General features: G+C 75.7%; 21 protein-coding genes. 10 read left to right on the plus strand and 11 right to left on the minus strand.

The genetic code is table 11. The features are described from left to right. Positions 1-145 precede the first annotated feature (145 nt). On the plus strand, positions 146-1,342 hold the full coding sequence (locus AB2U05_RS06445) for an amidohydrolase (protein WP_369182680.1): 1,197 nt from the start codon (positions 146-148) through the stop codon (positions 1,340-1,342). Positions 1,343-1,476: 134 nt separating this feature from the next. Here AB2U05_RS06445 and AB2U05_RS06450 read toward each other — a convergent pair whose 3' ends face one another. The 7 genes from AB2U05_RS06450 to AB2U05_RS06480 form a co-directional block, all read right to left on the minus strand. Beyond that, positions 1,477-2,310 (minus strand): AMP-binding protein, encoded by an 834-nt coding sequence (locus AB2U05_RS06450; protein ID WP_369182681.1) that lies wholly within the window; start codon positions 2,308-2,310, stop codon positions 1,477-1,479. Next, positions 2,310-2,543 carry a phosphopantetheine-binding protein gene (locus AB2U05_RS06455; protein WP_045710385.1) on the minus strand — a complete coding sequence of 78 codons (234 nt, stop codon included), beginning with the start codon at positions 2,541-2,543 and terminating at the stop codon, positions 2,310-2,312. The genes AB2U05_RS06450 and AB2U05_RS06455 overlap by 1 nt, the downstream gene beginning before the upstream one ends. Further along, positions 2,540-3,205: an isochorismatase family protein gene (locus tag AB2U05_RS06460; protein WP_045699022.1), complete on the minus strand. Its 666-nt coding sequence runs from the start codon at positions 3,203-3,205 to the stop codon at positions 2,540-2,542. Before AB2U05_RS06460 ends, AB2U05_RS06455 begins: the two co-directional genes overlap by 4 nt. Before the next feature lie 29 nt (positions 3,206-3,234). After that, entirely contained in the window at positions 3,235-4,920 is a 1,686-nt protein-coding gene (locus AB2U05_RS06465) for a (2,3-dihydroxybenzoyl)adenylate synthase (protein ID WP_369185913.1), read from the minus strand. Positions 4,921-5,021: 101 nt separating this feature from the next. Further along, positions 5,022-6,221 (minus strand): isochorismate synthase, encoded by a 1,200-nt coding sequence (locus tag AB2U05_RS06470; protein WP_369185914.1) that lies wholly within the window; start codon positions 6,219-6,221, stop codon positions 5,022-5,024. 222 nt (positions 6,222-6,443) lie between these two features. After that, entirely contained in the window at positions 6,444-7,223 is a 780-nt protein-coding gene (locus AB2U05_RS06475) for a 2,3-dihydro-2,3-dihydroxybenzoate dehydrogenase (protein WP_369182682.1), read from the minus strand. A gap of 236 nt (positions 7,224-7,459) precedes the next feature. After that, the gene (locus tag AB2U05_RS06480) at positions 7,460-8,623 is read right to left on the minus strand and encodes a CapA family protein (protein WP_045699028.1); all 1,164 of its coding nucleotides are present in this window, start codon (positions 8,621-8,623) and stop codon (positions 7,460-7,462) included. Between the two features lie 306 nt (positions 8,624-8,929). Here AB2U05_RS06480 and AB2U05_RS06485 point away from each other — a divergent pair, with 306 nt between their 5' ends. Then, positions 8,930-9,712 (plus strand): universal stress protein, encoded by a 783-nt coding sequence (locus AB2U05_RS06485; protein ID WP_369182683.1) that lies wholly within the window; start codon positions 8,930-8,932, stop codon positions 9,710-9,712. A 132-nt stretch (positions 9,713-9,844) separates the two neighbouring features. Here AB2U05_RS06485 and AB2U05_RS06490 read toward each other — a convergent pair whose 3' ends face one another. Beyond that, entirely contained in the window at positions 9,845-11,167 is a 1,323-nt protein-coding gene (locus tag AB2U05_RS06490) for an MFS transporter (protein ID WP_045699110.1), read from the minus strand. Positions 11,168-11,277: 110 nt separating this feature from the next. After that, complete coding sequence (locus tag AB2U05_RS06495) at positions 11,278-12,069, minus strand: glycerophosphodiester phosphodiesterase (protein WP_045710381.1); 792 nt, start codon at positions 12,067-12,069, stop codon at positions 11,278-11,280. Positions 12,070-12,322: 253 nt separating this feature from the next. On the opposite strand from AB2U05_RS06495, the gene AB2U05_RS06500 reads away from it, so the two are divergent. The 3 genes from AB2U05_RS06500 (at position 12,323) to AB2U05_RS06510 (ending at position 15,512) form a co-directional block, all read left to right on the plus strand. Continuing rightward, the gene (locus tag AB2U05_RS06500; protein ID WP_369182684.1) at positions 12,323-13,615 is read left to right on the plus strand and encodes a M48 family metalloprotease; all 1,293 of its coding nucleotides are present in this window, start codon (positions 12,323-12,325) and stop codon (positions 13,613-13,615) included. A 30-nt stretch (positions 13,616-13,645) separates the two neighbouring features. Beyond that, complete coding sequence (locus AB2U05_RS06505; RefSeq protein WP_045699031.1) at positions 13,646-14,068, plus strand: MarR family winged helix-turn-helix transcriptional regulator; 423 nt, start codon at positions 13,646-13,648, stop codon at positions 14,066-14,068. A gap of 172 nt (positions 14,069-14,240) precedes the next feature. Next, entirely contained in the window at positions 14,241-15,512 is a 1,272-nt protein-coding gene (locus AB2U05_RS06510) for a PP2C family protein-serine/threonine phosphatase (protein ID WP_369182685.1), read from the plus strand. A 108-nt stretch (positions 15,513-15,620) separates the two neighbouring features. On the opposite strand, the gene AB2U05_RS06515 is transcribed toward AB2U05_RS06510, so the two are convergent. Together AB2U05_RS06515 and AB2U05_RS06520 are read right to left on the minus strand one after the other, a co-directional pair. After that, on the minus strand, positions 15,621-16,967 hold the full coding sequence (locus AB2U05_RS06515) for an ABC transporter substrate-binding protein (protein ID WP_369182686.1): 1,347 nt from the start codon (positions 16,965-16,967) through the stop codon (positions 15,621-15,623). 104 nt (positions 16,968-17,071) lie between these two features. Further along, positions 17,072-17,689, minus strand: coding sequence for a hypothetical protein (locus AB2U05_RS06520; RefSeq protein ID WP_045710379.1), 618 nt, complete (start codon positions 17,687-17,689; stop codon positions 17,072-17,074). 210 nt (positions 17,690-17,899) lie between these two features. Between AB2U05_RS06520 and AB2U05_RS06525 the strand changes: the two genes are divergently transcribed. From AB2U05_RS06525 to AB2U05_RS06545, 5 genes are all read left to right on the plus strand, one after another. Beyond that, positions 17,900-18,538 (plus strand): hypothetical protein, encoded by a 639-nt coding sequence (locus AB2U05_RS06525; RefSeq protein WP_369185915.1) that lies wholly within the window; start codon positions 17,900-17,902, stop codon positions 18,536-18,538. 12 nt (positions 18,539-18,550) lie between these two features. Next, entirely contained in the window at positions 18,551-20,599 is a 2,049-nt protein-coding gene (locus AB2U05_RS06530) for an ABC transporter permease (protein ID WP_369182687.1), read from the plus strand. Positions 20,600-20,780: 181 nt separating this feature from the next. Beyond that, the gene (locus AB2U05_RS06535) at positions 20,781-21,503 is read left to right on the plus strand and encodes an ABC transporter ATP-binding protein (protein WP_167352941.1); all 723 of its coding nucleotides are present in this window, start codon (positions 20,781-20,783) and stop codon (positions 21,501-21,503) included. Positions 21,504-21,587: 84 nt separating this feature from the next. Next, entirely contained in the window at positions 21,588-22,322 is a 735-nt protein-coding gene (locus AB2U05_RS06540; RefSeq protein WP_369182688.1) for an ABC transporter ATP-binding protein, read from the plus strand. Positions 22,323-22,472: 150 nt separating this feature from the next. Further along, positions 22,473-22,937 (plus strand): hypothetical protein, encoded by a 465-nt coding sequence (locus AB2U05_RS06545; RefSeq protein ID WP_045699036.1) that lies wholly within the window; start codon positions 22,473-22,475, stop codon positions 22,935-22,937. Positions 22,938-23,150 lie beyond the last annotated feature (213 nt).

Consider the following 23,150-nt stretch of genomic DNA (forward strand, 5'->3'; position numbering starts at 1 on the left):
GGTGCTCCTCGGGGGTCCGACGCGGGGTCCGCAGGGTCGCTCCGTGAACGGAACGTCTTACTTAGGTTAGCCTAATCTAACTTCATATGATCCGGTCAACGGGTCCTCGACGAGAGGCCCCTGACACTCCGGGAGGACCCCGCCCGTGCCCGACTCCCCGCAGCCCCACACCGCCGAGCCAGCATCCGAGCAGGCCGCCAAGCAGGCCGTCCGCGCCCGCGTCCACGCGCACCGCGAGGACCTGCTCGCCCTCAGCCGCCGCATCCACGCCCACCCCGAGACCGCCTTCGAGGAGCACCGCGCGGCCGCCTGGTGCGCCGAACTCCTGCGCGCCCACGGCTTCGCCGTCACCGCGCCCGCGTACGGCCTGGCCACCGCCTTCGACGCGCGGATCGGCAGCGGGCCGCGCACCGTCGCCCTGGTCTGCGAGTACGACGCGCTGCCCGGCCTCGGACACGCCTGCGGCCACAACCTGATCGCCGCCGCCGGCGTCGGAGCCGCCCTCGGCCTCGCCCCGGACGCGGACCGGCTCGGGCTCACCGTCCGGGTGATCGGCGCGCCCGCCGAGGAACGCGGCGCCGGAAAGGCGCTGCTGCTGGAGGCGGGCGCGTTCGCGGAGGTGGACGCGGCGATGATGGTCCACCCCTGCCCGGTCGAGGTCGCCGACTTCCGCTCCTTCGCGCTCGGCACCCTGTCCGTCCGGTACACCGGGCGGGCGGCCCATCCCAGCCTCAACCCGCACGAAGGGCGCAACGCGGCCGACGCGCTCACCGTCGCCCAGGTCGCGCTCGGGCTGCTGCGCCAGCAACTCCCGCCGCACTGGCGGGTGCACGGCATCACCACCGCCGCCGGGACGGCGCCGAACGTGATCCCCGACAGCGCGAGCGCCGAGTACGAGATCCGCGCCCGCGCCGCCGAGGACCTGGCGGAGCTGCGGACCCGAGTCGAGGACTGCTTCCGCGCCGGGGCGCTCGCCACCGGCTGCGAGGTGACGCTCGACCGGCCCGAACCGGACTACCTCGACATGCGCTCCGACCCCGGCCTGCTGGCCCTGTGGCGGGCCAACGCGGCGGCGCTCGGACGGCCGGAGCCGGTCGAGCGGGCGCCCTTCGCCTGCACGGACATGGGGAACGTCTCGCACGCGGTGCCCGCCATCCACCCGGTGCTGGACATCAGCGGAGGCGCCTGCGCGCCGCACGAGGCGGCGTTCGCCGAGGCGGCGATCGGGGCGGAGGCGGAACGCGCGCTGCTGGACGGCGCGGTGGGGATGGCGTGGACGGCGGTGGACCTGGCGGCGGGCGGGAAGGGGCGGGAAGGGGACGGGGCGACGGCTGACAGCTGACAACTTTCAGCGAACAGCTTTCAACTTTCATCATCTGTCAGCTGAAATCTGTTCGCTGAAAGTTGTCGGTTGAAAGTTGTTCGCTGAACGTTGTTCGCCGGGCGCCGGGCACCGGGCGGCGCCACGGGCGTCCGTCACCCGCCGGGCAGCGCCCCCGGTGCGACCCGCAGCGCCGTCACGCCCCGTTCCCGGACCAGCCCGGCGACATCGCCGGGCCGCTGCGGGGCGGCCAGCACCACGGCCGCGCCGGTGCGCAGCGGCCACAGGAACTCCCAGAGCGGCAACCCCAGTTGCAGCACCCGGTCGCCCGGGCCGAGCGGGTGCGCGGCCTGTAGGTCGCGCACCCGGCGGTCGGCCTCGCCGTGGGTGAGCCGCACGGCCGCCGGGCGTCCGCCGGGGCCGTACCCGACGCACAGCAGGTGCTGCGGGGTGAGCGCCCGGGGCGGGTCGGTGGCCAGTTCGCCGTCCGCCGCCAGGTCGGCCAGCGCCCCGGGCGCGCCCTCCCCCAGCACACACACCGGCGCATTCTCCGCGAGCAGCCGCTCGCGGCGTCCGGGCGCGTCCGCCGGGTCGAGCGGCAGGTACGCGGCGCCGGACTTGACGACCGCTAGCAATGCTGTCAGCAGCAATCCCGGCTGCCGCAGCTCGCCCAGGCCGACCACCGCGCCCGGCCGGGCCCCGCGCGCCGTGAGGGCGCGCGCCAGCCGGTTGGCCGAGGCGTTCAGCTCCCGGTACCGGACCACGGCGCCGTCCGCGAGCAGCAGCGCGGGCGCGCCGGGCGTGCGGGCCGCCTGGGCCTCGATCGGTCCGATCACCGTGGTCGGCGGGTGCCGGTGCGCCCGGCCGGCCGCTGTGCGCACCGCCAGCAGGACGTCCCGCCGGACGTCCCACCGACCGTCCCGCCGACTCTCCCGCTCGACGTCCGGCGGGGCCTCCCACCGGACGTCCTCCCGCACGACGGCGGCCATCAGGCCGCGCCCAGCAGCTCGGCCCAGGCCTCGACCGCCGGGCGTTCGGCGAGCTGGACGAACGCGACCTCGGCGCCCTCCGCCCGCCACCGCTCGGCGAGCGTCATCAGCCTGATGGAGTCCAGGCCCCAGTCGGCCAGGTTCTCGTCCACCGGGATGTCCGCCGGGTCCTCGCCGAGCAGGTCGGCGACCTCGGCCCGGATCCGTTCCACCGTGAAGCCGGCGCCCGTCACTTCCCCACCTCCGCAGCCGCGTTCGTCACGCCGAGGGCTTCGAGCACCTGTGCCGTCGTGGCGACGGCCCCGCAGCGGCCCGCCACCCAGGCGAGTGCGGCGCGGTGCTCCTGCGGCCCGAAGTCGGCGACCGCGTCGGCGACCACGAAGGCGGGGACGTCCCGCATCCAGGCGTCGCAGGCGGTGGCCTGGACGCCGATGTGCGCGTACACGCCGGTGATCACCAGCTGGTCCCGGCCCTGCTCGGCCAGCAGCCGCGCCAACTCGGTGCGCACGAAGGCGCTGTACTTCCACTTGGTGAGCAGCGTGTCGCCGGCCTCGGGGGCGACGGCGTCCGCGATCGCGGTGGCGCGCGGGTCGTCGGGGATGCCGGGCCCCCAGAAGTCCTGTTGGAGCCCGCGCTCGGCCGGACTCTGCCCGCCGGGCTGCGCCGAGTACACCACCGGAATGCCGGCGGCGCGCGCGGCCTTCGCCAACCGGTCGACGTTGCCGAGGAGTTCGGTGAGGGGCGCGGCCTCGGCGGCGAAGGCGTCCAGGAAGTGGTTCTGCAGGTCGTGCACGAGCAGGACGGCGCGCGCCGGGTCGACCGTCCAGGGGACCCGGTTGGCGGGCAGTTCGTCGGCGGCGGGCATGGGATAGGAGGGGATGCGGGGCAGGCCCACGGTGGTGATTCCTTCGGTTTCGGGGTGCTTCAGTGGGTGGTGGCGGGCAGGGCGGCCGCGATGGCGGCGCGCAGGTCCTTCTTGCTGACCTTGCCGATGCCGGTGGCGGGGAAAGCCTCGACGAACTCGACCCGGTCCGGCACCTTGTACTCGGCCAGTCCGCGCCCGCGCACGAAGCGCTTCAACTCAACGGTCTTGGGCGGCTGTTCGCGGTGTTCGGCGCGCAGCACGACGTAGGCGCAGGTGCGCTCGCCGAGGTACGGGTCGGGCATCGACACCACGGCGGCGTCGTGCACGGCGGGGTGGGCGAGCAGGTGGTTCTCGATCTCCTCGGCGGCGACCTTCTCGCCGCCGCGGTTGATCTGGTCCTTGGCCCGCCCCTCCACGACCAGGTGGCCGCTCGGCAGGCGGCGGACGAGGTCGCCGGTGCGGTAGAACCCATCCGCGGTGAAGGAGTTCGCGTTGTGGGCGGGGGCGTTCCAGTAGCCGCGGATGGTGTACGGGCCGCGGGTGAGCAGGTGCCCGGTGGTGCCGTCCGGGAGGTCCCGGTCGTGGTCGTCGACGACCCGGACCTCGTCGTCGGGGGAGATCGGCCGGCCCTGGGTGGTGGTGATCAGCTCCTCCGGGTCGTCCAGCCGGGTGTAGTTGACCAGGCCCTCAGCCATCCCGAAGACCTGCTGCAGGGTGCAGCCGAGCACCGGGCGCACCCTGCGGGCGGCTTCCGCGCTGAACTTGGCGCCGCCGACCAGCAGGACGCGCAGGGTGTCGAGGCGGTGCGGGCCGCGTTCGGCGGCGTCCAGCCAGAGCAGGGCGAGCGGCGGCACGAGGCCGGTGACCGTGACGCCTTCGCGCCCGATCAGCGGGAACGCCGTCTCCGGCCCGGGCTGCGGGCAGAGCACCACGCGGCCGCCGGCGTACAGGGTGCCGAGCGAACCCGGGGAGCTGAGCGGGAAGTTGTGGGCGGCGGGCAGCACGCACAGGTAGACGGCGTGCTGGTCCAGTGCGCACAGCTCGACCGAGCCGCGCAGCGAGTAGATGTAGTCGTCGTGGGTGCGCGGGATCAGCTTCGGCACGCCGGTGCTGCCGCCGGAGAGTTGGAGGAAGGCGACGTCGCCGGGCTCGGGTTCGCGCTCCGGTCCCGGGCCGTCGCAGGGTATGTCGGCGAGCCGGACGTGCTCCCCCGGGTCGTCTCCCGCGACCGCGATCAGGCGCAGCGCCGGGTTTTCGGCCCGTACGCGGGAGGCGAGTTCGCGGTAGTCGTAGCCGCCGGCGAGGTCGGCGACGATGTAGCCGGCCGCGCCGGTGAAGGCGCAGAAGTGGCCGATCTCGGCGTGGCGGTGGGCGGGCAGGGCGAAGACGGGGAGCGCGCCGATCCGGAAGAGGGCGAAGACGACCTCGAAGAACTCGGCGGTGTTGGGCAGTTGGACGACGACGCGGTCGCCGGGGCCGATGCCGCGGGCGAGCAGGCCGGCGGCCATCCGGTCGGCGCGGCGGTCGAGTTCGGCGTACGTCCAGCGCCGTTCCCGCGGTTCCCGGCCGGGCGGGCCGGAGGCGCCGCCGGGGTCGACGACGGCGATCCGCTCGCCGTGCGCGGCGGCGCGTTCGCGCAGCATCCGCCCGAAGGTCTCGCCGCGCCAGTACCCGGCGGCGCGGTAGCGCTCGGCGAACTCGGCGGGGTAGGGGGTGAATCCGTCCGGCACGGCCCGGTCCTGCATGCTCCCGTCCTGCGTGTCCGGCGCGCCCGTGTACGGCGTGCCCATGTGCGGCGTGTTCGTGTCCGGCGTGCCCGTGTCCGGCGTGGTCGTGTACGGCTGCGTCATCGCGGCACCCCCGCCGCGTCCAGGAAGGTGCGGAACTTGGCGCTGGTCTCGGCCAGTTCGGCCTCGGGTCGGGAGCGGTCGACGACGCCGGCGCCCGCGTACACCCGCAGCGTGCGCTGTTCGGCCTCGGCGCAGCGGATGGTGACGACCCACTCGCCGTCGCCGGCGGCGTCCTGCCAGCCGACCATGCCGGTGTACAGGCCCCGGTCGAAGGGCTCCACCTCGCCGATCACCCGGCGGGCGAGGTCGGTGGGGGTGCCGCAGACCGCCGGGGTGGGGTGCAGGGCGGTGGCGAGATCGAGGGCGGTGACGGCCGGGTCGGCGAGTTCGCCGCTGATCGTGGTGGCCAGGTGCCACATGGCGGCGGTGCGGACCAGGGTGGGCCGTTCGGGTACGTCCAGGGTGCGGCAGTGCGGCGCGAGCGCGGTGCGGATGGCGTCGACGACGACGGCGTGCTCGTGCAGGTCCTTGGGCGATTCCAGCAGGGCGGCGGCGCGGCGGACGTCTTCGCCGAGGTCGTCGCTGCGGGGCACCGAGCCGGCCAGCGGGTTGGCGAGGACGGCTGTTCCCCGGCGGGAGAGCAGCAGTTCGGGGCTGGCGCCGATCAGGGTACGGCCGGGGCCGGCGGGGACGGCGAAGGTGTAGCCGCCCGGGTCGCGGCGGGCGAGCCGCTGGAGGACGGCGGGCAGGTCGAGCGGGCGGTCGGCGGTGAGTTCCAGCGTGCGGGCGAGCACGACCTTGCTCAACTCGCCGCCGCGCAGCCGTTCGACGGCGGCGGCGACGCCCGCGCCGTACGCCTCCGGTGCGGGGACGGGGCGCAGCTGCCAGTCCACCCGGTCGGCGGGCGGCGCGGGGAGCGCGATCAGCGGGTCGTCGCGCAGGGCGCCGGCGGTGCGGACGAGGGCGGGGACGACGAGTTCGGCGCGGCGGTCGTGGTCGAAGGCGACCGCACCGACGACCAGCGGCCGCCGGGAGTCGGCGCTGCGGGTACCGGCCTCGGTCTTGGCGTCGGCACGAGCCTCGGCATTGGCCTCGGCTTCGGCCAGGGTGTGGGCGACCCGCTGGGCGAGCGGGCGGGCGTCCTGCGGCACCCGGGCGTGCGCGCCGCTGGTGAGCAGGGTGCGGGTCGGGGAGGCGAAGAAGGCTTCGTCGGTGGCGGCCCGGTACTGGCCGAGCAGGCCACTGGCGGCGCCGATGACGGCCTGGTCGGGGGCGTGGGCGGGCGGGCCTGCCGGGGCGGCGGCGGGCGTCCCCGCCGGGGCGTGGTGCACCGTGGTCACGGTGGATTCTCCAGTCTGGGACGGATCTGGGGGCGGCGTCGGGGGGTGATGCCGGGGGTGATGCCGGGGGGGTGATGCCGGGGGGGGTGATGCCGGGGCCGGGGCCGGGGCCGGGGACGGCGCCGGGGTGGGGCGGCGTCAGGCGCGCAGGGTGGCGCCGCCGTCGACGTACAGGTCGTGCATGGTGATGTGCCGCGCCCGGTCGGAGGCGAGGAAGACGACCGCGTCGGCAATGTCGGCGGGTGCGGCGATCCGCCCGAGCGGGATGCCGACCCGCCAGGCTCCCGGGTCGCCGTCGATCACCCGGCGTTCGGCGGCTTCGGGGTCCGCTCCCCACAGGGCGCGTTGCATCTCGGTGTCGGTGGAGCCGGGCGAGACGATGTTGCAGCGCACGCCGGAGCGGGCGAGTTCGAGGCCGAGGCAGCGGGTGAACATGGTGGCCGCCGCCTTGGACGCCGCGTAGGCGGCCATTCCGGCGCGCGGCACGCCGGCGGCGTTGGACCCGACGGTCACCATCGCGCCGGCGCCTCGGGCGGCCATCCGGCGGCCGACCGCTCGGCTGGCGTGGAAGACGCCGGTGGCGTTGACCGCGAAGGTCTCCGCCCAGTCCTCGTCGGCGAGTTCGACGACGGGTGCGGTGCGCAGGATTCCCGCGACGTTCACCAGAACAGCCAGCGGCCCGAGTTGACGTTCAATCAAGTCGACTGTCTCGTCGACGGCTTGGGAGTCGGTGACGTCCAGGGCGTACGGCCGCACGGCCGGGGAGTCCGCCGCGAGGGCGGCGAGCGGGCCGGGGTTGCGGTCGACGACGGCGACGACGGCGCCCTCGGCGGCCAGCGCCCGGGCGACGGCCGCGCCGATGCCCTGGCCCGCTCCGGTGACCATCGCGACGGCACCGTCGAATTCGGATCGCTGCACAGGACATCCCCTCCGACCAGCAAGATTAGGCAAGCCTAACCTAACACATTCGTTCGCCTACGCCGAGAGTCTGTGCGAGCGTCAACTCGGCCTCCCCTCCCCGACCGAGCCCACGAACCGGCCGCCGCCTCCACCCGGACATGCGAAAGGGCGGGGCCGCGACACTGCCGCGGCCCCGCCCTGAAACCCGCCCTGAACCCGCCCTGGAACCCCTGATACCCCGCCCCGGCGAGACCTCAGCCCGCGGCCGGCGGCGGGGTGAGCCCGGCGCAGCCGCGCAGTCCGTCGCGGCGCTTGAGCGCGGCGGCCGCCGTGGCGCCGGTGACCGGCTGGGGTATGCCCTTGTCGTCGATCGTCGCCGGGGCGAAGGCCTCGCCCTTCACCTTGCCGTCCGGGGTGATGGTGAGCGTGGTGACGCCGGTCTCGTTGGAGTTGGCGTAGTTGGAGGTGCCGTACCAGAGGAAGTTGCCGAAGCCGTACCCGATGTAGGTGTTGCCGAGCATGCCGGAGCCGACCATGGTGTGCGCGTGGGTGCCGACGACCGCGGTGGCGCCGACGCCGGCGAGCTTCTTGGCGACGGCGGTCTGCGCGCTGGTGGGGCAGGCCTTGCCCTCCTCGCCCCAGTGCAGGTAGACGAGCACGACGGGCGCCTGCTGCTTGGCCGTCTCGACGGCCTTGACCAGTGCGGGGACGTCGAGCGCGGAGGCGATGCCGGGCTTGTCGGCGCCGGCCCGCCACTTCTGGTTGGTGATGTCCTCGACCTGGCTGGCGGCGACCACCGCGACCTTCACGCCGCGCACGGTGGTGACGTACGGGGCGTAGGCCTCCTTGGCGTTGTGGCCGACGCCGATCACAGGGATGGGCGAGGAGTCCTTGGCGGCGAGGGTGTCGGCGAGGCCGTCCGGACCGAAGTCGACGGCGTGGTTGTTGGCCATCGAGACGATGTCGACGCCGGAGTCCTTGAGGACGGACAGCGCCTTGGGTGAGGTGCGGAAGGTGTACGTCTTGGGTTCCGGCGCGCCGCGCCCGGTGATCGCGGTCTCCAGGTTGAGCACGGAGAGGTCGGCGCCGGCGAGGGTGCTCGCGATCGGGCCGAGCGCCGGCTCGGGCGCCTTGACGGCGAGCCGGGGCTCGGTGCGGCCCTCGAAGTGGACGTCGCCGGCGAAGGCGACGGTGATGGTGCCGTCCGGCCGGGGCGGGCGGCCGGTCTTGGCGGGGAGCGGGGTCTGGGCCGAGCCGGGCGCCGCATCCGGACCGGTGGGTGCGGCGGCGGCCGGGCTCCCGGTGCCGGGCGCCGCGCCCTGGGCGGCGGGCTTGGCCGGGGCCGGGTCGTCGGGCCCGCAGGCGGCGACGGCGCTCAGTCCGACGAACAGCGCGACGGCGGCCGCGGCACGGCGCATGACTGGTTCCCCCCGGGTTCGGCACAAGAACGGTCAGCCTACGCCACCGCTTCCGCACCGATTCGGTCCACCTCAGCAACAGTCCGTTCACAATCGGACGCAAATCGCCGCGAATGGATGCAGAAACGGGCCAACGCGTCCCGGTCCGCCCGCCCGACCCGGCCACCGCGTCCCTGGCGCGACGGGCCCGGGCGCGCGCAGCGTGGAGGAGGGCGCGGAACACGGCAGCGGCACGACGGCGGAACGCCACGGCGGCCACGACGGCACAACGCCACGGCGGCACGGCGGCACCGGAGGTGGTGCGTGATGGACAGCGAGCGACCCGCCCCCGGCCGGGCCCGCCGGATCGTGGTCGGGATCGACGGCTCGGCGCCCTCGAAGGCGGCGCTGCGCTGGGCGGTCGGCCAGGCCGTGCTGACGGGCGCGACGGTGCACGCGGTGGCGGCCTGGGAGTACCCGTCGCTGTACGGGTGGTTCGCGCCGATGGTGGACGACGGCTTCGAGCGGACCGCGCTGCGCACGCTGACCATCGAGGTGGACGAGGTGGTGGGCCCGGACCGGCCGGTGGAGGTCCGGGAGAGCCTGGTGCTCGGCCACGCCGCCGAGGTGCTGCTGGAGGCGGCCGAGGACGCCGACCTGCTGGTGCTGGGCAGCCGGGGCCGCGGCACCTTCGCCCGGACGCTGCTGGGCTCGGTCAGCACCCGCTGCGCGGTGCACGGCGCCTGCCCGGTGGTGATCGTCCGCGCGGACGGCACGGCGGCCGCGACTCCCGGGGCCGCGACGGTCGCAGAAGCGGCGGCCGCAGGAGCAACGGCCGAACGCGCGACGGCCGGGGCCGTCGCCCGCACGAAGGACTGGCAGCTGAGCCTGCACGTGGTCGAGGACGAGGACACCACCCGGGTGCACGCCGTCCTCGACGCGGACGGCGACGTCCTGCACAGCGACACCCTGGCCCGCCGCAATCCGCACGACGCCCCGGCCCCGGCGGTCGGCGACGACTTCGCGGTCGGCCGCGCCCTGGTCGACCTCGGCCACCAGCTGCTGCGCGCCGGCGTCCGGGACGCCACCGGCCCGGCCGAGACGGAGTGACCGGCCCAGACGGAGTGACCGGCCCAGACGGAGTGACCGGCGATCGGCCGAGACCGAGTGCCCGGCCGGAACGCCGCCGGCCCGGCCGAGGCGGGGTGAGCCGCGGCCGGGCCGGATGATCGGGCGACGGGGCTACAGCCGCTCGGGGACGGGGTTGCCGACCGCCTCGATGGCGCGGCGCACCGGGACCTTCGCCAGCGCGGCGAACCCGATCACGAAGAACACCAGCAGCGAGATGATCGCCGAGCGGTAGCTACCGGTGATCTCGTACGCCATGCCGAAGACCAGCGGGCCCATCCAGCTGGTGCCGCGGTCGCTGATCTTGTAGAGGCTGAAGTACTCCGCCTCCCGGCCGGCCGGGATGAGGTGGGAGAACAGCGAGCGGGAGAGCGCCTGGCTGCCGCCGAGCACCAGGCCGATCATGCAGGCGAGGGCGTAGAACCAGGCGGGCTGGTGGGCGGGCATGAAGTAGCCGAGGGCGAGGGTGATCACCCAGCCGACCAGCGAGCCGAGGATGGTGCGCTTGGCGCCGTGGCGCCGGGCGATCCGGCCGAGCAGCAGCGCGCCGCCGATCGCCACGATCTGGACCAGGAGGACGGCGGTGACCAGGGAGGTCTGGTCCATGCCGAGCTCCTCGCTGCCGTAGAGCGAGGCCTGCGAGACGACGGTCTGGATGCCGTCGTTGTAGAGGAGGAAAGCACCCAGGTAGAGCAGGGTGAGCGGGTGCTCGCGCATGCTGCGCAGGGTGCGGCCGAGTTCGCGCAGGCTGCTGCCGGCGGCGGGCCGGTCGGACGCGGCGGCGGCCTCGGTGCGGGCGGGCGCCGCGCCGGCTCTGGACGGCAGCCGGAACAGCGGGACGAGGGTGAACAGCGCCCACCACAGGCCGGCCGAGGCGAGGCAGATCCGCACGGCGGTGCCGGAGGACAGGCCGAGCGCCTCGTGCCCCTGGAACAGCGCCAGGTTGGCGATCAGCAGCAGCCCGCCGCCCGCGTAGCCGTAGGCCCAGCCCTTGGAGGAGACGGCGTCGCGCTCGTCGGGGGCGGCGAGGCCGGGGAGGTAGGCGTAGGAGAGTGCCACCGACACCGCGTACGAGATGTTGGCGACGACCAGCAGCGCGCCGCCGAGCAGGTAGCGGTCGCCGTCGAGGAAGAACATCCCCATGGTGGCGAGCGCGCCGACGTACGCGAAGCCGCACATCAGCTCCTTGTGCCGCCCGGTGCGGTCCGCGACGGTGCCGGTCAGCAGCATCGCCGCGACCGATATCAGCACGGAGAAGGAGACCGTGTACGGGAAGAACGATCCTGCGCGGATGGACAGGCCCAGCGGGTGGACGTCGCCGGCCGCGTCGGCGGCGTTCTTGGCGATCTCGGTGAGGTACGGCCCGAGGAACACCGTCAGGACGGTCGCCGAGAAGGCGGCGTTGGCCCAGTCGTTGATGTACCAGCCGAACTGCATCCGGCGCAGGGCGCGGGCGGCGTCGTCGGTGGCGGTCGCCGGACGGTCCGGGACGTGGTCCGGCGCGTGGTCCGGCAGGTGGTCCGTGGTGCTCATGGGGCTCCTGGCTCCTAGGCGCTGCCGTCGGTCCAGCAGCCGCGCTCGCCGAGGACGTCCCGCAGGACGTCGATGCGATCGGCCATGATGCCATCCACACCCAGGTCGAGGAGAGTCCTGATCCGTGTGGCATCGTCCACAGTCCACACGTGAACCTGCAGGCCGAGGCGGTGCGCGGCCCGGACGAAGGCCCGGTCGACGACCCGCACGCCCTTGTGCCGCTCCGGCACCTGGGCGCACACCCCGGCGTACGGCGCCCCGCCGATGGACGGCCCGCGCGCGGGCAGCAGCGGCCCGGCCAGGGAGCGCAGCCGCAGCCGGGCGACCTCGCGCGGGCCGAGCGAGGTGGCCAGCCGGGGGCCGGCGGCGGCGCGGACGGCGGCGAGCCGGGAGTCGGAGAAGCCGCCGACGCAGACCCGGTCCCAGGCGTTCGTCCGGCGGATCGTCTCGACCAGCGGCGCGACGGCGGGCGCCGCCTTGACGTCGATGTTGAAGCGGGCGGCGGGGAACGCGCCCAGCAGGTCCTCCAGCAGCGGCACGGGCTCGGTGCCGCCGATCCGGGCCTGCCGGACGGTCTCCCAGGGCAGCTCGGCGACGGCACCGCCGCGGTCGGTGACCCGGTCGAGCCGGGTGTCGTGGAAGGCGACCAGCACCCCGTCGCGGGTGGCGTGCACGTCCGTCTCCAGGTAGCGGTACCCGAGCGCGACGGCCGCCTCGAACGCGGCGAGCGAGTTCTCGGGGTGCCCGAGGTCGCCGCCCCGGTGCGCGAACGCGAGCGGCCCCGGGTGGTCGAGGAAGGGATGCATGTCGTGCTCCGAACTGCTGGGAGGGGGCGCGCGCCGGACCCAGCGTTGACGCCGGCGTTGGTGCGGCCGGACGCGTCAGGGTCGCGTCCGGCCGTGCCACGGCCGCGTCCGACCACGCCACGACGCGTGCCGGGCCGCGCGCGTTACAGTATTACGCACCCTGTCAAGCAGTAACGAGGGGGCGGGCGCGAGTCCGGGAGCGCGATGATGGGGCTCGACGCACCGGATCGCCAGGAGGAGGCGCGCACCGAGCATGGATGCCAGCGACGGAGCAGCCCCGCCCCCCGCTCCCGACTTCACGCCCGCCGAGCGCGCCCGGGGGCGGGCACTGCGCCGGGCACAGGTGCCGTGGGTGCTCGCCGGCCGGGCCGCGGGGCTGGCGCTCAGCCTCGTCCTGGGCCTGACGTCGGCCGGGGCCGGCCTGGTGTCGGCGGCCGGCGGGTGGTTCGGCGGCTCCTGGGCCGCCGAGGTGCTGGCGGGCGCGGCCGCGCTGGTGCTGCTCGGGCAGGCGCTGCAGCTGCCGTTCGGTGCGCGGGTGCGGGCGGTGCGGGCCCGGTTCGGCCTGGTGACGCAGGGGTGGGGCGGCTGGGCGGTGGACGAGCTGCGCGGGCTGGCGCTCGCCCTCGGACTGTTCCTGCCGCTGGCGCTGGGGCTGTTCGCGCTGACCGGGTGGTCGCCCTCGCGGTGGTGGGTGCCGGCGGCGGGCGCGGCGGCTCTGCTGACCGTGGCGCTGTCCTTCCTGCACCCCCTGCTGATCGAGCCGGTGTTCAACCGCTTCACCCCGATGCCGCCGGGCGAGCTGCGCGGCGCGCTGCTGGGGCTCGCCGAGCGGGACGGGGTGCGGGTGGCGGAGGTCCTGGTGGCGGACGCCTCCCGGCGGACCAGTGCGCTCAACGCGTACGTCTCCGGCTTCGGCTCGACCCGCCGGATCGTCGCGTACGACACGCTGCTGTCGACGGCGGAGCCGCGCGAGGTGGAGCTGGTGGTGGCGCACGAGCTGGGGCACGTCAAGCACCGGGACGTGCCGACCGGCACGGCGCTGGGGGCGGTGGGCGCGGCCGCCGCCGTGGCCCTGCTCGGGCTGCTGTCGGCCTGGCGGCCGCTGCTGGACGCGGCCGGCGCCGCGGACGCGGCGGATCCGCGGGCGCTGCCGCTGCTGGCCGCGCTGGCGGTGCTGCTGGGGACGCTGTCGGGGCCGGCCCAGTGCGCGGTGAGCCGCCGGATCGAGGCGCGGGCGGACCGGCACGCCCTCGAACTGACCGGGGACGTCGAGCAGTTCGTCGCGATGCAGCGCAGACTGGCGGTGGCGAACGTCGCCGATGTCGACCCGCCGAGGCTGCTTGAGCTACTGTTCGCCACTCACCCGAGTACGGCGCGCCGGATCGCCGCCGCCCGGGCCTGGCGGGCCACGGGACCGGAAACGGATCCAGGACCGGGACCGAGACCGGGACCGGGACCGGGACCGGGACCGGGACCGGGACCGGGACCGGGACCGGGACCGGAGCCTCGGGGGCCGGGCGCCACACCGGGCGGATCTGTTGTATAGTGCAACAAATTCCGAGGAGGTAGGAACGCCGTGCCCGGCCGCGAGTCGTCCATCGACACCATCCAGCGCGAGCTGACCGCCTTCGCCCGCCGTGCCCGGCACAAGGCCTCCCAGCTGCACCCCGACCTCTCGCTGGTCACCTACAGCATCCTCGACCTGATCACCGAGCGCGGCGGCAGCCGGGCCGCCGACGTCGCGGCGTACTTCATGCTCGACAAGTCGACCGTCAGCCGGCAGGTCGGCGCCCTGGAGAAGCTCGGCCTGCTGGCCCGCGAGGCCGACCCGGACGACCAGCGCGGCCAGATCCTGCGCGCCACCGACGCCGGGCTGACCCTGCTGCGGGACGCCAACGAGCAGCGCCGTCAGGCCTTCACCGCCCGGTTCACCGACTGGTCCGACGAGGACGTCGCCCGCTTCGCCGCCTACCTGGCACGGTACGGCGCCGAGGGCTGACCCCGCGCTGACCCCGGCGCACCGCCCGGCCGCCCGCCCGACGTCCGCCCGGCGCCCGCCCCCGGGATGCCTCGGCCGCCCCGAATGCCCCGAATGCCCGGGCGCGCCCGGCACCCGCCCGCGCGGGCCGCCCGGAATGCGCCCCACCGTCCGGACGGTGTACAGAGGAGGAGTGCCCCTCCGGCAGCGCCCCCGCGACCACCGACGCACCTGGCTCCCCGACCGCCGCGTCCTGACGGCCCTGGTCCTCGTGCTGATCGTGCTGATCACCGTCGTGGACATCCTCTCCCCGCCGCACATCCACCTCGGCCCGCTGCTGATCGTGGCCCCTGCCCTGACCGCCTCCTTCGCCGGCGCCCGCGGAACCGCGGCCGTCGCGCTGCTCGCCATCGCCGCGCTCACCGTGATCGGGGTGGCCCGGGACGGCCTCACCACCGCCAACCACCAGACCCAGCTGGGCGCGCAGCTCGTCGTCTCGGTGCTGATCGTCGGCCTGCGGGTGCTGCGCGACCGGCACGAGCGCGAACTGGCCCGGGTCCGCACCGTCTCCGAGGCCGCCCAGCGGGTGCTGCTGCGCCCGCTGCCGGAGCAGATCGGGCCGCTGCACCTCGCCTCGGTCTACCTGGCCGCCGAGGCCGAGGCGCAGGTCGGCGGCGACCTGTACGCGGCCGCGCGCACCGCCACCGGCACCCGGCTGCTGGTCGGCGACGTCCGCGGCAAGGGCCTGTCCTCGCTCGGCGACGCCGCCCTGCTGCTCGGCGCCTTCCGGGCCGCCGCCCACCTGCACGCCGAGCTGCCCGAACTGGCCGCCTACCTGGACGGCAGCGTCAGCTGGGACCTCGCCCAGCTCGCCGAGCAGTCCCGCCAGGCCCGGCTGCTCCCCTCGCCCTCGCCCGAGGTGGTCGGGGCGAGCAGCGAGGACACCGGTGAGTCCTTCATCACCGCCGTCCTGCTGGACATCCCCGACGACGGCACCGAGGTCAGCCTGATCGACTGCGGCCACCCTCCCCCGCTGCTGCTGCGCCCGGACGGCGTCACCACCGTCGCCGCCCGCCGGCCGGCCCCGCCGCTCGGGCTCGGCGAACTCGCCCCGACCCGCTACGAGGTGGAGGTCTTCCCGTTCGTCCCCGGCGACCGCCTGCTGATCTACACCGACGGCGTGATCGAAGCCCGGAACGCGCAGCGCCACTTCTATCCGCTCGAGGAGCGCGTCACCGCCTGGCTCGGGGACCGCCCGGCCGCCCTGCTGCAGCACCTGCGCCGCGACCTGCTCGGGTACGTCGGCGGGCATCTGGACGACGACGCCGCGATCGTCCTGGTGGAACGGCTCCCGGACGACGGCGCGTCCCGCTTCCGTCTCCCGCTCAGGACCCGAACCCAGCCCCAGACCCAGGCCCAGACCCAGACCCAGACCCAGACCCGGCCTCCGGCCGATACCGGCTGACCTGCCGGGTGCCGACCGGTCAGCGCGGCTCGGGGCCTCCCAGCGCCGCTCAGGGCCGCCCAGGGCCGCTCAGGCCGCTCACGGCCGCTCAGGGCCTTCCAGTGCCGCTCACGGCCGGTACGGCAGCTGCGGGACGTCGAAGCAGGTGGTGGTCATCGACGGCACCTGGGTCACCCAGCCGCCCTGGCCGCCCCGGGCGGAGTCCTGCCAGCGGGCCGCGTTCAGGCAGGCGTGGACCGGGCCGGCGGGCGGCGGCTGCGGGACGAAGGAGGCGGGCAGGATCAGGCCGTGCGCGTCGTACGGCTCGGCGCGGTTCATGAACGCCTCCACGCAGGCCCGGGTCAGCGCGGCGCCGCAGGAGCCCATCGCGTCGGCCAGCCACTGTGCCCCGGCCCAGCCCTCCAGCTCCCAGGCGGACAGCCGGCCGGCGCGGTCCGGGAGGTAACGGGCCATCGCGGCGCGGAAGTCGTGCACCGCCGGGTACTGCTCGTCCTCATAGTTCAGGCTCGACGACGTCGCCCACAGCGCGTTGCGGCAGTTCGGCGAGGAGGCGTAGTCGGTGCGCACCGACTCGGACCAGTTCTGCACGTTGGTGACCTTCGCGGCCACCTGCACCCCCGCCTCGTCCAGCGCCCGGCACAGCGCCGCATTGCCCCGGGTGTCCATGGCGTCGAAGAGCAGCTGCGAGCCGTCCGCCCGGACGGCCGCGGCCACCGCCTGGAAGTTCGGCAGCGCGAAGTCCACCGTCTGGAGCAGCACCCGGTACCCCTCGGCCTCCAGCCCGGCCTTCAGCTGCGCGGCGTACCGGGCCGAGTCGGCCTGGTTGTAGGCCACCACGGCGGCGCTGGCCGCGCCCAGGCGCTGCTTGAAGAACCGGAACACCTCGGTGCTCTGGTAGAGCGTGCCGTTCCAGCCGACCGAGCGGCCGTCGCGCGGCGCGGCGCTGCCGTAGATCCCGTACAGGTGCGGCCAGCGGTCGTACGCGGTGCCGATCGGCTGGCCGCCGACGTCCGGCACCGCCTTGCCGCTCACGTAGGCGGCGCCCGCGTAGTCGAGGACGCTGCCGCTGACGAAGGCGAACACGTGCGCCTGGTCGATCAGCCGGTGGACGCAGTCCTGGTTGCCGATGCCGCTGCCGCCGTCGTCGCAGGTGACCAGCCGGACGGTGCGCCCGTGCAGGCCGCCGCGGTCGTTGAGGGCCTGGAAGAACGCCTGCGCTCCGTAGCGAGGCCCGCTGAACACCTCGCTGCCGACCGGGCTGGTGAGTGAGGTGACGACGCCGATCCGGATCTCGTCGGCGGTGACACCGGTGTCGGAGGCCGGGTTGCCGGTGGCGGCGGAGCCGGTGGGAGCGCTGGTGGGGGTGCCGGGGGTGGGGCGGGGCCGGGCGGTGAAGGCGCCGTCCGGCAGCCGGGTGCCGCAGCCGGTGAGGACCAGCAGGACGGCCAGGAGCACGGCCGGGAGGACTGCCGGGCGCGCCGCCGCCGGAGCCCCCGGCCGGCCGGCGGCAGCGCGGGCGACCGACCGGGGAACGAGTCTGACGATGGGCCGGGCGGTGGTCAGCTGCATCCGGGGATCGGGGTGCCGCTGGCGCCGGCCGCCTGGGTGAGCAGGCCGCACAGCGTCGAGCGGGAGACCTTCCAGGTCCCGTTGTCGAGGACGGCCTGGCCGGTCGCGCTCGGCTCGACCACGTTGCCCTGGAGGGAGAGCGAGTAGGTGACCGTCGCGGAAGCGGCGTCGATGAACCCGACGTCGCTGACCTTCGCCTGCACCTGGCCGACCCGCGGGTCCTGCGAGAAGCCCTGCAGCGCCGGGAGCAGCACGTCGCCGCCCTGGAGCAGCTTGGCCTTGTCGGGGATGGGGGTGTTGGGGTCGAAGAACTTCTCCCAGTTGGTGGTGATCTCCGTCTTGGCGGCGGCCGGGTCGGCGGGCACGGAGTTGGCGGCGCCCGCCGACGCGCTCGCGGAGCTGGCACTCGCGCTGGCACTGGCACTGGCACTGGCACTGGCACTCGCGCTCGCACTGGCGCTGGCGCTGGCGCTCGAACTCGCCGAGGAGCTGGACTTGCTGCTGCTGCACGCGGCCGCCGAGCCCGCCAGCATCAGGGCGAGCAGTGCGCTCACCGTCCGCAGGGCCGGGCCGCCGCCCGTGGGGGTTCCGCTTCGCGTCACGTGCATGGTCTGTGCTCCCTCTCGGCTGCGCCGCCCGGGTGTGCGCGGGCGGTGTGCGCGGGGTCGATGTGCGCGGGGTCGATGTGCGCGAGGCCCGTGCGCGGTGTCCCGGATGCTGTTCCAGGCCGATCCTGGAAACGTCTCAAGTGACACCATGAAGGCGGATCCATGGACGAATCGCAATCCGGCGGCGAAACCGCCCGCAATGCCGCGCGGATGCCGCCCGCCCGGCGCGCCGCCCGGTTCCTGCGGACGGCCCGGGGCGGGAGGGAGTGGGCCGGCTGGGTCGTGCTCGCGGTCGGCGCCGTGCTGTCCGTGCTCGGCTGGTACGGGGTCTCCGGCGAGCGTTACGCCGAGCAGCAGATCCCCTACCTGGCCTCGTCCACGGTGCCGGGCGCGGCACTGATCGTGGCCGGCGCGGTGCTCGTCGCGCTGCGGCCGGGCGGCGGCCGCTCGGGGGGCGGTTTCTCCGAAGGCGATCTGACCGACCGGCGGGTGGCGCGGCTGTACGAGCTGCTGGTCGAACCGGCGGACGGCACGGCCGACGACGGCGCCGGTACGGCCGATGCCGGAGGTGCGGGCGGTGCGAGAGGGGCGACCGGTGAGGCCGGTGAGGAGGGCTGGCTCGCCGTGCCCGAGGGCGCCCACTACCACCGGCCGCAGTGCCCACTGGTCGCCGGCAAGGCCCGGGCGGCCGCGGTGGACGAGGAAGCCGTCCGGGCCCGGGAGCTGACGCCCTGCCCGCTCTGCGAACCCGCCGCGCAGGGCCCGCCCGGTACGCCCGGCGCGTCCGGCACGCCCACCGGACCGGGCCGGCCCACCCGTCCGGGCGAACCCGCCCCGCCGACCGGCTGAACGGCGATTCCCGTGCTGACCGTCCTTCCCGGCCCGGGCACCGCCCCGCTCGCGGTGCTCGCCACCGCCCCCGACCCGCTCACCGTCGACCTCGCGCTCGCCGGGCTCACCGTGGGCAGCGCCGCCGCGCTCAGCGGCATCGGCCTGGTCGTCTGCCACCGCGCCACCGGCGTGCTCAACATCGCCCAGGGCGCCCAGGCCATGGCCGTCGCCTACCTGCTGCGGGACCTCGTGGTGGTGCGGCACTGGCCGATGTGGCCGGCCGTCGCACTCTGCCTGCTGGTGGTCGCCCCGGCCCTCGGCGTGCTGCTGGACGTCCTGGTCTACCGGCCGCTGCAACGGCGCGGGGCCGGACCGGCCGAGACCATGGTCGCCGGGCTCGGAGTGTTCGTGCTGCTCATCGGCGCCGCCGTCCTGCTGTGGGGCGCGGCGCCGCTGGCCGGTGCCCCCTCACCGTTCGGCGGCGCGCCGATCCGGCTGCCCGGCGGGCACGGCCTGCGGCCCGACACCGTCGCCCAGTTGGCCGCCATCCTGGTGCTCGGCCTGGCCGTCGCCGCCACCACCCGCTGGACCGGGTTCGGCCTGCGGTTGCGCGCCGTCGTCGACGACCGGCGCCTCGCCGCCCTCTCCGGCGTCGACGCCGACCGGGTCTCCGCCGCCGGCTGGGCGTTCGGCACCTTCACCGCCGGGCTGGTCGGCATCGCCCTCGCGCCCTACCTGCTGCTCGACCCGTACGGGCTGCCGTTGCTGGTGATGGAGACGATGGCCGTCGCCGTCGCCGCCCGGCTGCGCAGCATCCCGGTCGCCGTCGCCACCGGGCTCGGGCTCGGCATCGCCCAGGCCGAACTGACCCGGCTGCGCCCGGCCGGGCAGCTGCTGCCGCTCGTCGAGGCCGTGCAGTCCAACCTGTTCGTGGTGGCGCTGCTCGCCACCGCGCTGCTGGCCGGGCCGCGCATCACCGGCGAGGAGCGGACGGTGAGCGCACCGCTGGCCGTCCGGCCGCTCGGCGTCGGGATTGGGAGCGGGGGCAGAGACGGGGCCGGGGATGGCGGTCGGGGGCGGCTCGCCGGGACGGTCTGCCTGGTGCTGCTCCTGCTGCCGTTCGGCTTCCGGGGCAACGACCTGCGCAGCGCCCTGCTGGTGCCCGCGCTCGCGCTGGTGCTGCTGTCCGTCGTCGTGGTGACCGGCTACGGCGGGCAGATCTCGCTCGGGCAGGCCGGGTACGCGGGCCTCGGCTCGCTCGGCACCGCGCTGCTGATGTCCGGCCGCGTCCCCGGCCTGCCGGCGCTGCCCGCCGGGCCCGCACTGCTGCTCGCCGTCCTCGCCACCGCGCCGCTCGGCCTGCTCACCGGGTGGCCCGCGATCCGGCGGCGCGGGCTGGCGCTGGCCCTGGTCACCTTCGCGGTCGGGACGGCGATGAGCCGGTTCGTCTTCGAGCAGCCGTACGCCACCACCGGGCTCCTCCTCGAACGACCGTCCTTCCTCTCCGGAGACCGCGCCTTCTACCTCGCCGAACTGCTGCTGCTCGGCGCCGGCCTGCTCGCCGTCCGGGCCCTGCACCGAGGGCGACTCGGCCGGGCGCTGACCGCGATGCGCGACCACGAGCCGGGCGCGGTCGCGGCCGGCGTCGACGTGCCCGGGCTGAAGTCGTTCGCCTTCGTCGTCGGCGCGGCGCTGGCCGCGCTCGGCGGCGGGCTGACGGGGCTCGCCGGGCGGGCCTTCGACGCGGCCTCCTTCGACCCCGTGCGGGGGCTGCTGTGGTTCGCGGCCGTGGTCGTCGTCGGGGCCGACAGCGCGCTCGGCGCCGTCCTCGCCGCCGCGCTGCTGATCGGCCTGGACGCCGGCACCGTCGCGGGCGTCTCGGCCGTCGCCATCGGCGTCCTCGCCACAGCCATGGGGCGCCTGCCCGGGGGGCTCGCCGCCCTCCCGACCAGTCGTCGGCCCGGCGGCGCCGGCGGCCCCGCTTCCGCCGCACCCCTGCCACCCGGTCGACTCTCCCCCGCCGGGCTGCGCGCCCGCGCCGCGATCACCGCCCGGCTCGCGCGGGAGCGTCAGCCATGAACCCGGCCCCGGCCGACGCCTTCCCGCCCGGGGGAACCCCGCACGGCGGCGACCTGCACGTCCCGCCCCGAGCGACACCGGCAGGCGCAGAACCCACCCCGTCCGGGCGGGCGGAGCGCGGGCAGCCCGCGCAACGCCCCGCCCGCACGGCGGCAGCCGGGAGCCCTGCCGGAGCAGCGCGGTGAACGGCCGGCTCACCGCGCGCGGGATCGTACGACGGTACGGCGGCATCGAGGCCGTCGCCGGAGTGGACCTGACCGCCCGGGCCGGACGGATCACCGCGCTGATCGGGCCCAACGGCGCCGGGAAGAGCACCCTCTTCGACTGCCTCGCCGGGACCGCCCGCCCCGACGCCGGACGGGTGCTGCTCAACGGACGGGACGTCACCCGGCTGCCCGCCCACCGGCGCGTCCGGCTCGGGCTGGCGCGGACCTTCCAGCAGATCGCCGTCTTCCCCACCCTCTCGGTGGGCGACAACGTGCGCGTCGGTGCCGAGCACCGGCAGGGCCGTACCGACCCGCGCGCGGTTGCCGCACAAACCGCCCGGGCGCTGGACCTGCTCGGCCTGCGGGACGTCGCCGCCGAGCCCGCCGGCTCCCAGCCCACCGGCACCCTGCGCCTGGTCGAACTCGCCCGTGCCCTCGCCGCCGACCCCTGCGTCCTGCTCCTCGACGAACCGGCCGCCGGACTCGACGCGGCGCAGACCTCCCGCCTGGTCGCCGTCCTCCGGGGCCTCGCCGAGCGCGGCCTGGCGCTGCTGCTGGTCGAGCACGACGCCGGCCTGGTCGCCGAACTCGCCGACACCGTCTACGCCATGGCCCAGGGGCGGCTGGTCGCCGCCGGCCCGACCGCGGCCGTCCTCACCGACCCCCGGGTCGCCGGGGCCTGGGGAGCCCGGACATGACCCCCTCCGCTGCGCACGCCGGGCCGGCCGCCCCGGCGAACGACACCCCTGACTCCCGCCGCCAGCCCCGGAGGTGACCACCCCGTGCCACCCGCAGCAGCCCTCCTCTCCGTCCGCGTCCGCTACGGCCCCCTCGAGGCCCTCCACGGGATCGACCTCGCCTTCCCCGCCGGCGCGGTGACCGTCCTGCTCGGCCGCAACGGCGCCGGGCGGACGAGCGCGCTGAACGCGCTGGCGGGGGTGGTGCGGCTGTCGGGTGGCCGGGTGCTGTGGCAGGGCCGGGACGTGAGCGGGCTGTCGGTGCATCAGCGGGTGCGCAGGGGGCTGGCCCTGGTGCCGGCCGAGCGCGGGGTGTTCGGTTCGCTGACCGTGGCCGAGAACCTGGACCTGGCCAGGTCCGGGCGCGGCCGGGAGGAGGTGCTGGAGCTCTTCCCCGAGCTGGCACCGCTGCTGACCCGCCGGGCCGGCGAGCTCTCCGGCGGTCAGCAGCAACTCGTGGCGATCGGACGGGCGTTGGCGGCGCGGCCGACCCTGCTGCTGCTCGACGAGCCCGAGCGCGGCCTGGCCCCCGCTGTCGCGGCCCGGCTGCACGCGCACCTGCTGGCCGGTGCGGCCGCCGGGCGGACGGTCGTGGTGGCCGGGCAGGGGCTGCCCCGCACCCTCGCCGGGGCGGCGGCCGTGTACGTGCTGCACCGGGGTGGGGTGGCCTTCGCCGGGGAACCCGGGGAGGCGGCCGCTCTCGCGGACCTCGCGGCGTTCTCGGACCTCACCGGGGCCGGCGGCTCCGCCGGGCGGACCGGGGCGCGAGCGGCCGGATGACCCGGCAGCCGGCTCCCCACGGCCCGCCGACCTCCTCCTGCCGACGCCGACGCAGGCAGTGCCGGTGCCGGTACCGCCGGTACCATGGCCGAGCCCATGTCGATCATGGTCGGAACGGCCATGGCCGGAACGCTTGGGCCAGGGGGAGTCATGAACCACGTCCACGCACCCACCGGCGCGTTCCGCGGGGCCGGTGGCCCACTGCTGCTCGCCTGCCTCGGCTGGGCCTGCGCGGTGCCGACGCTCGTCGCGGACGACGACGTCCGCGCGCTGGTGAGCACCTGCCACGACAGCCCCGGCGCCGCCGTGTACGTGCTGCCGCTCGCCTGGGCGGGCGTGGCGCTGGGCGTCGGCGCGGTCTGCTGGGGCGGCTGGCAGCTCGCCACCGGCCTGCGGCACCGGGCGAAGCGCCGGTCCGGCCTGGGGCGCGCCCTGCTCTGCCTGGTGCTGCCGGTGGCGGCCCTCGCCGTGCCCGTCCAGTACGCGCTCGTGCGGACCGCCGCGCACGACACCGGGACGCGGCACAGCACCTGCTTCGGGCTCGGCCGGCTCACGGGGACGGCCGACCCGGTCAGGGCCACGGCAGGGGACGCTCGGGCCTCGCTCACGGTGTGACCCCCGCCACCGGGCGATCGCGGCCAGCGCGACCCCGGTGACGGCGGAGCCGACGACAGCGACGCCGACGACACGGGAACGGGCGCAGCGGAACAAGCGGAACGTACGGAACACGGTAGGTCTCCTCCCCCGGGAGCCCGGACGGCCCCCGTGCAGTGCCCCAACCATGACCCCCGCCACCCCCGCCGCACATGTACCGATCGGCACAACCCC

The sequence above is a fragment of the Streptomyces sp. Y1 genome (assembly GCF_041053115.1).
Lineage (GTDB): Bacteria > Actinomycetota > Actinomycetes > Streptomycetales > Streptomycetaceae > Kitasatospora > Kitasatospora rubellomurina.

Excerpts from the sequence above, each read along its gene's own strand:
- AB2U05_RS06450 (WP_369182681.1), bottom strand. The coding sequence starts at position 2,310 with ATGGCCGCCGTCGTGCGGGAGGACGTCCGGTGGGAGGCCCCGCCGGAC.
- AB2U05_RS06465 (WP_369185913.1), bottom strand. The coding sequence starts at position 4,920 with ATGCAGGACCGGGCCGTGCCGGACGGATTCACCCCCTACCCCGCCGAG.
- AB2U05_RS06480 (WP_045699028.1), bottom strand. The coding sequence starts at position 8,623 with ATGCGCCGTGCCGCGGCCGCCGTCGCGCTGTTCGTCGGACTGAGCGCC.
- AB2U05_RS06485 (WP_369182683.1), top strand. The coding sequence starts at position 8,930 with ATGGACAGCGAGCGACCCGCCCCCGGCCGGGCCCGCCGGATCGTGGTC.
- AB2U05_RS06490 (WP_045699110.1), bottom strand. The coding sequence starts at position 11,167 with ATGCAGTTCGGCTGGTACATCAACGACTGGGCCAACGCCGCCTTCTCG.
- AB2U05_RS06495 (WP_045710381.1), bottom strand. The coding sequence starts at position 12,069 with ATGCATCCCTTCCTCGACCACCCGGGGCCGCTCGCGTTCGCGCACCGG.
- AB2U05_RS06500 (WP_369182684.1), top strand. The coding sequence starts at position 12,323 with ATGGATGCCAGCGACGGAGCAGCCCCGCCCCCCGCTCCCGACTTCACG.
- AB2U05_RS06520 (WP_045710379.1), bottom strand. The coding sequence starts at position 17,689 with ATGCACGTGACGCGAAGCGGAACCCCCACGGGCGGCGGCCCGGCCCTG.
- AB2U05_RS06525 (WP_369185915.1), top strand. The coding sequence starts at position 17,900 with ATGCCGCCCGCCCGGCGCGCCGCCCGGTTCCTGCGGACGGCCCGGGGC.
- AB2U05_RS06545 (WP_045699036.1), top strand. The coding sequence starts at position 22,473 with ATGAACCACGTCCACGCACCCACCGGCGCGTTCCGCGGGGCCGGTGGC.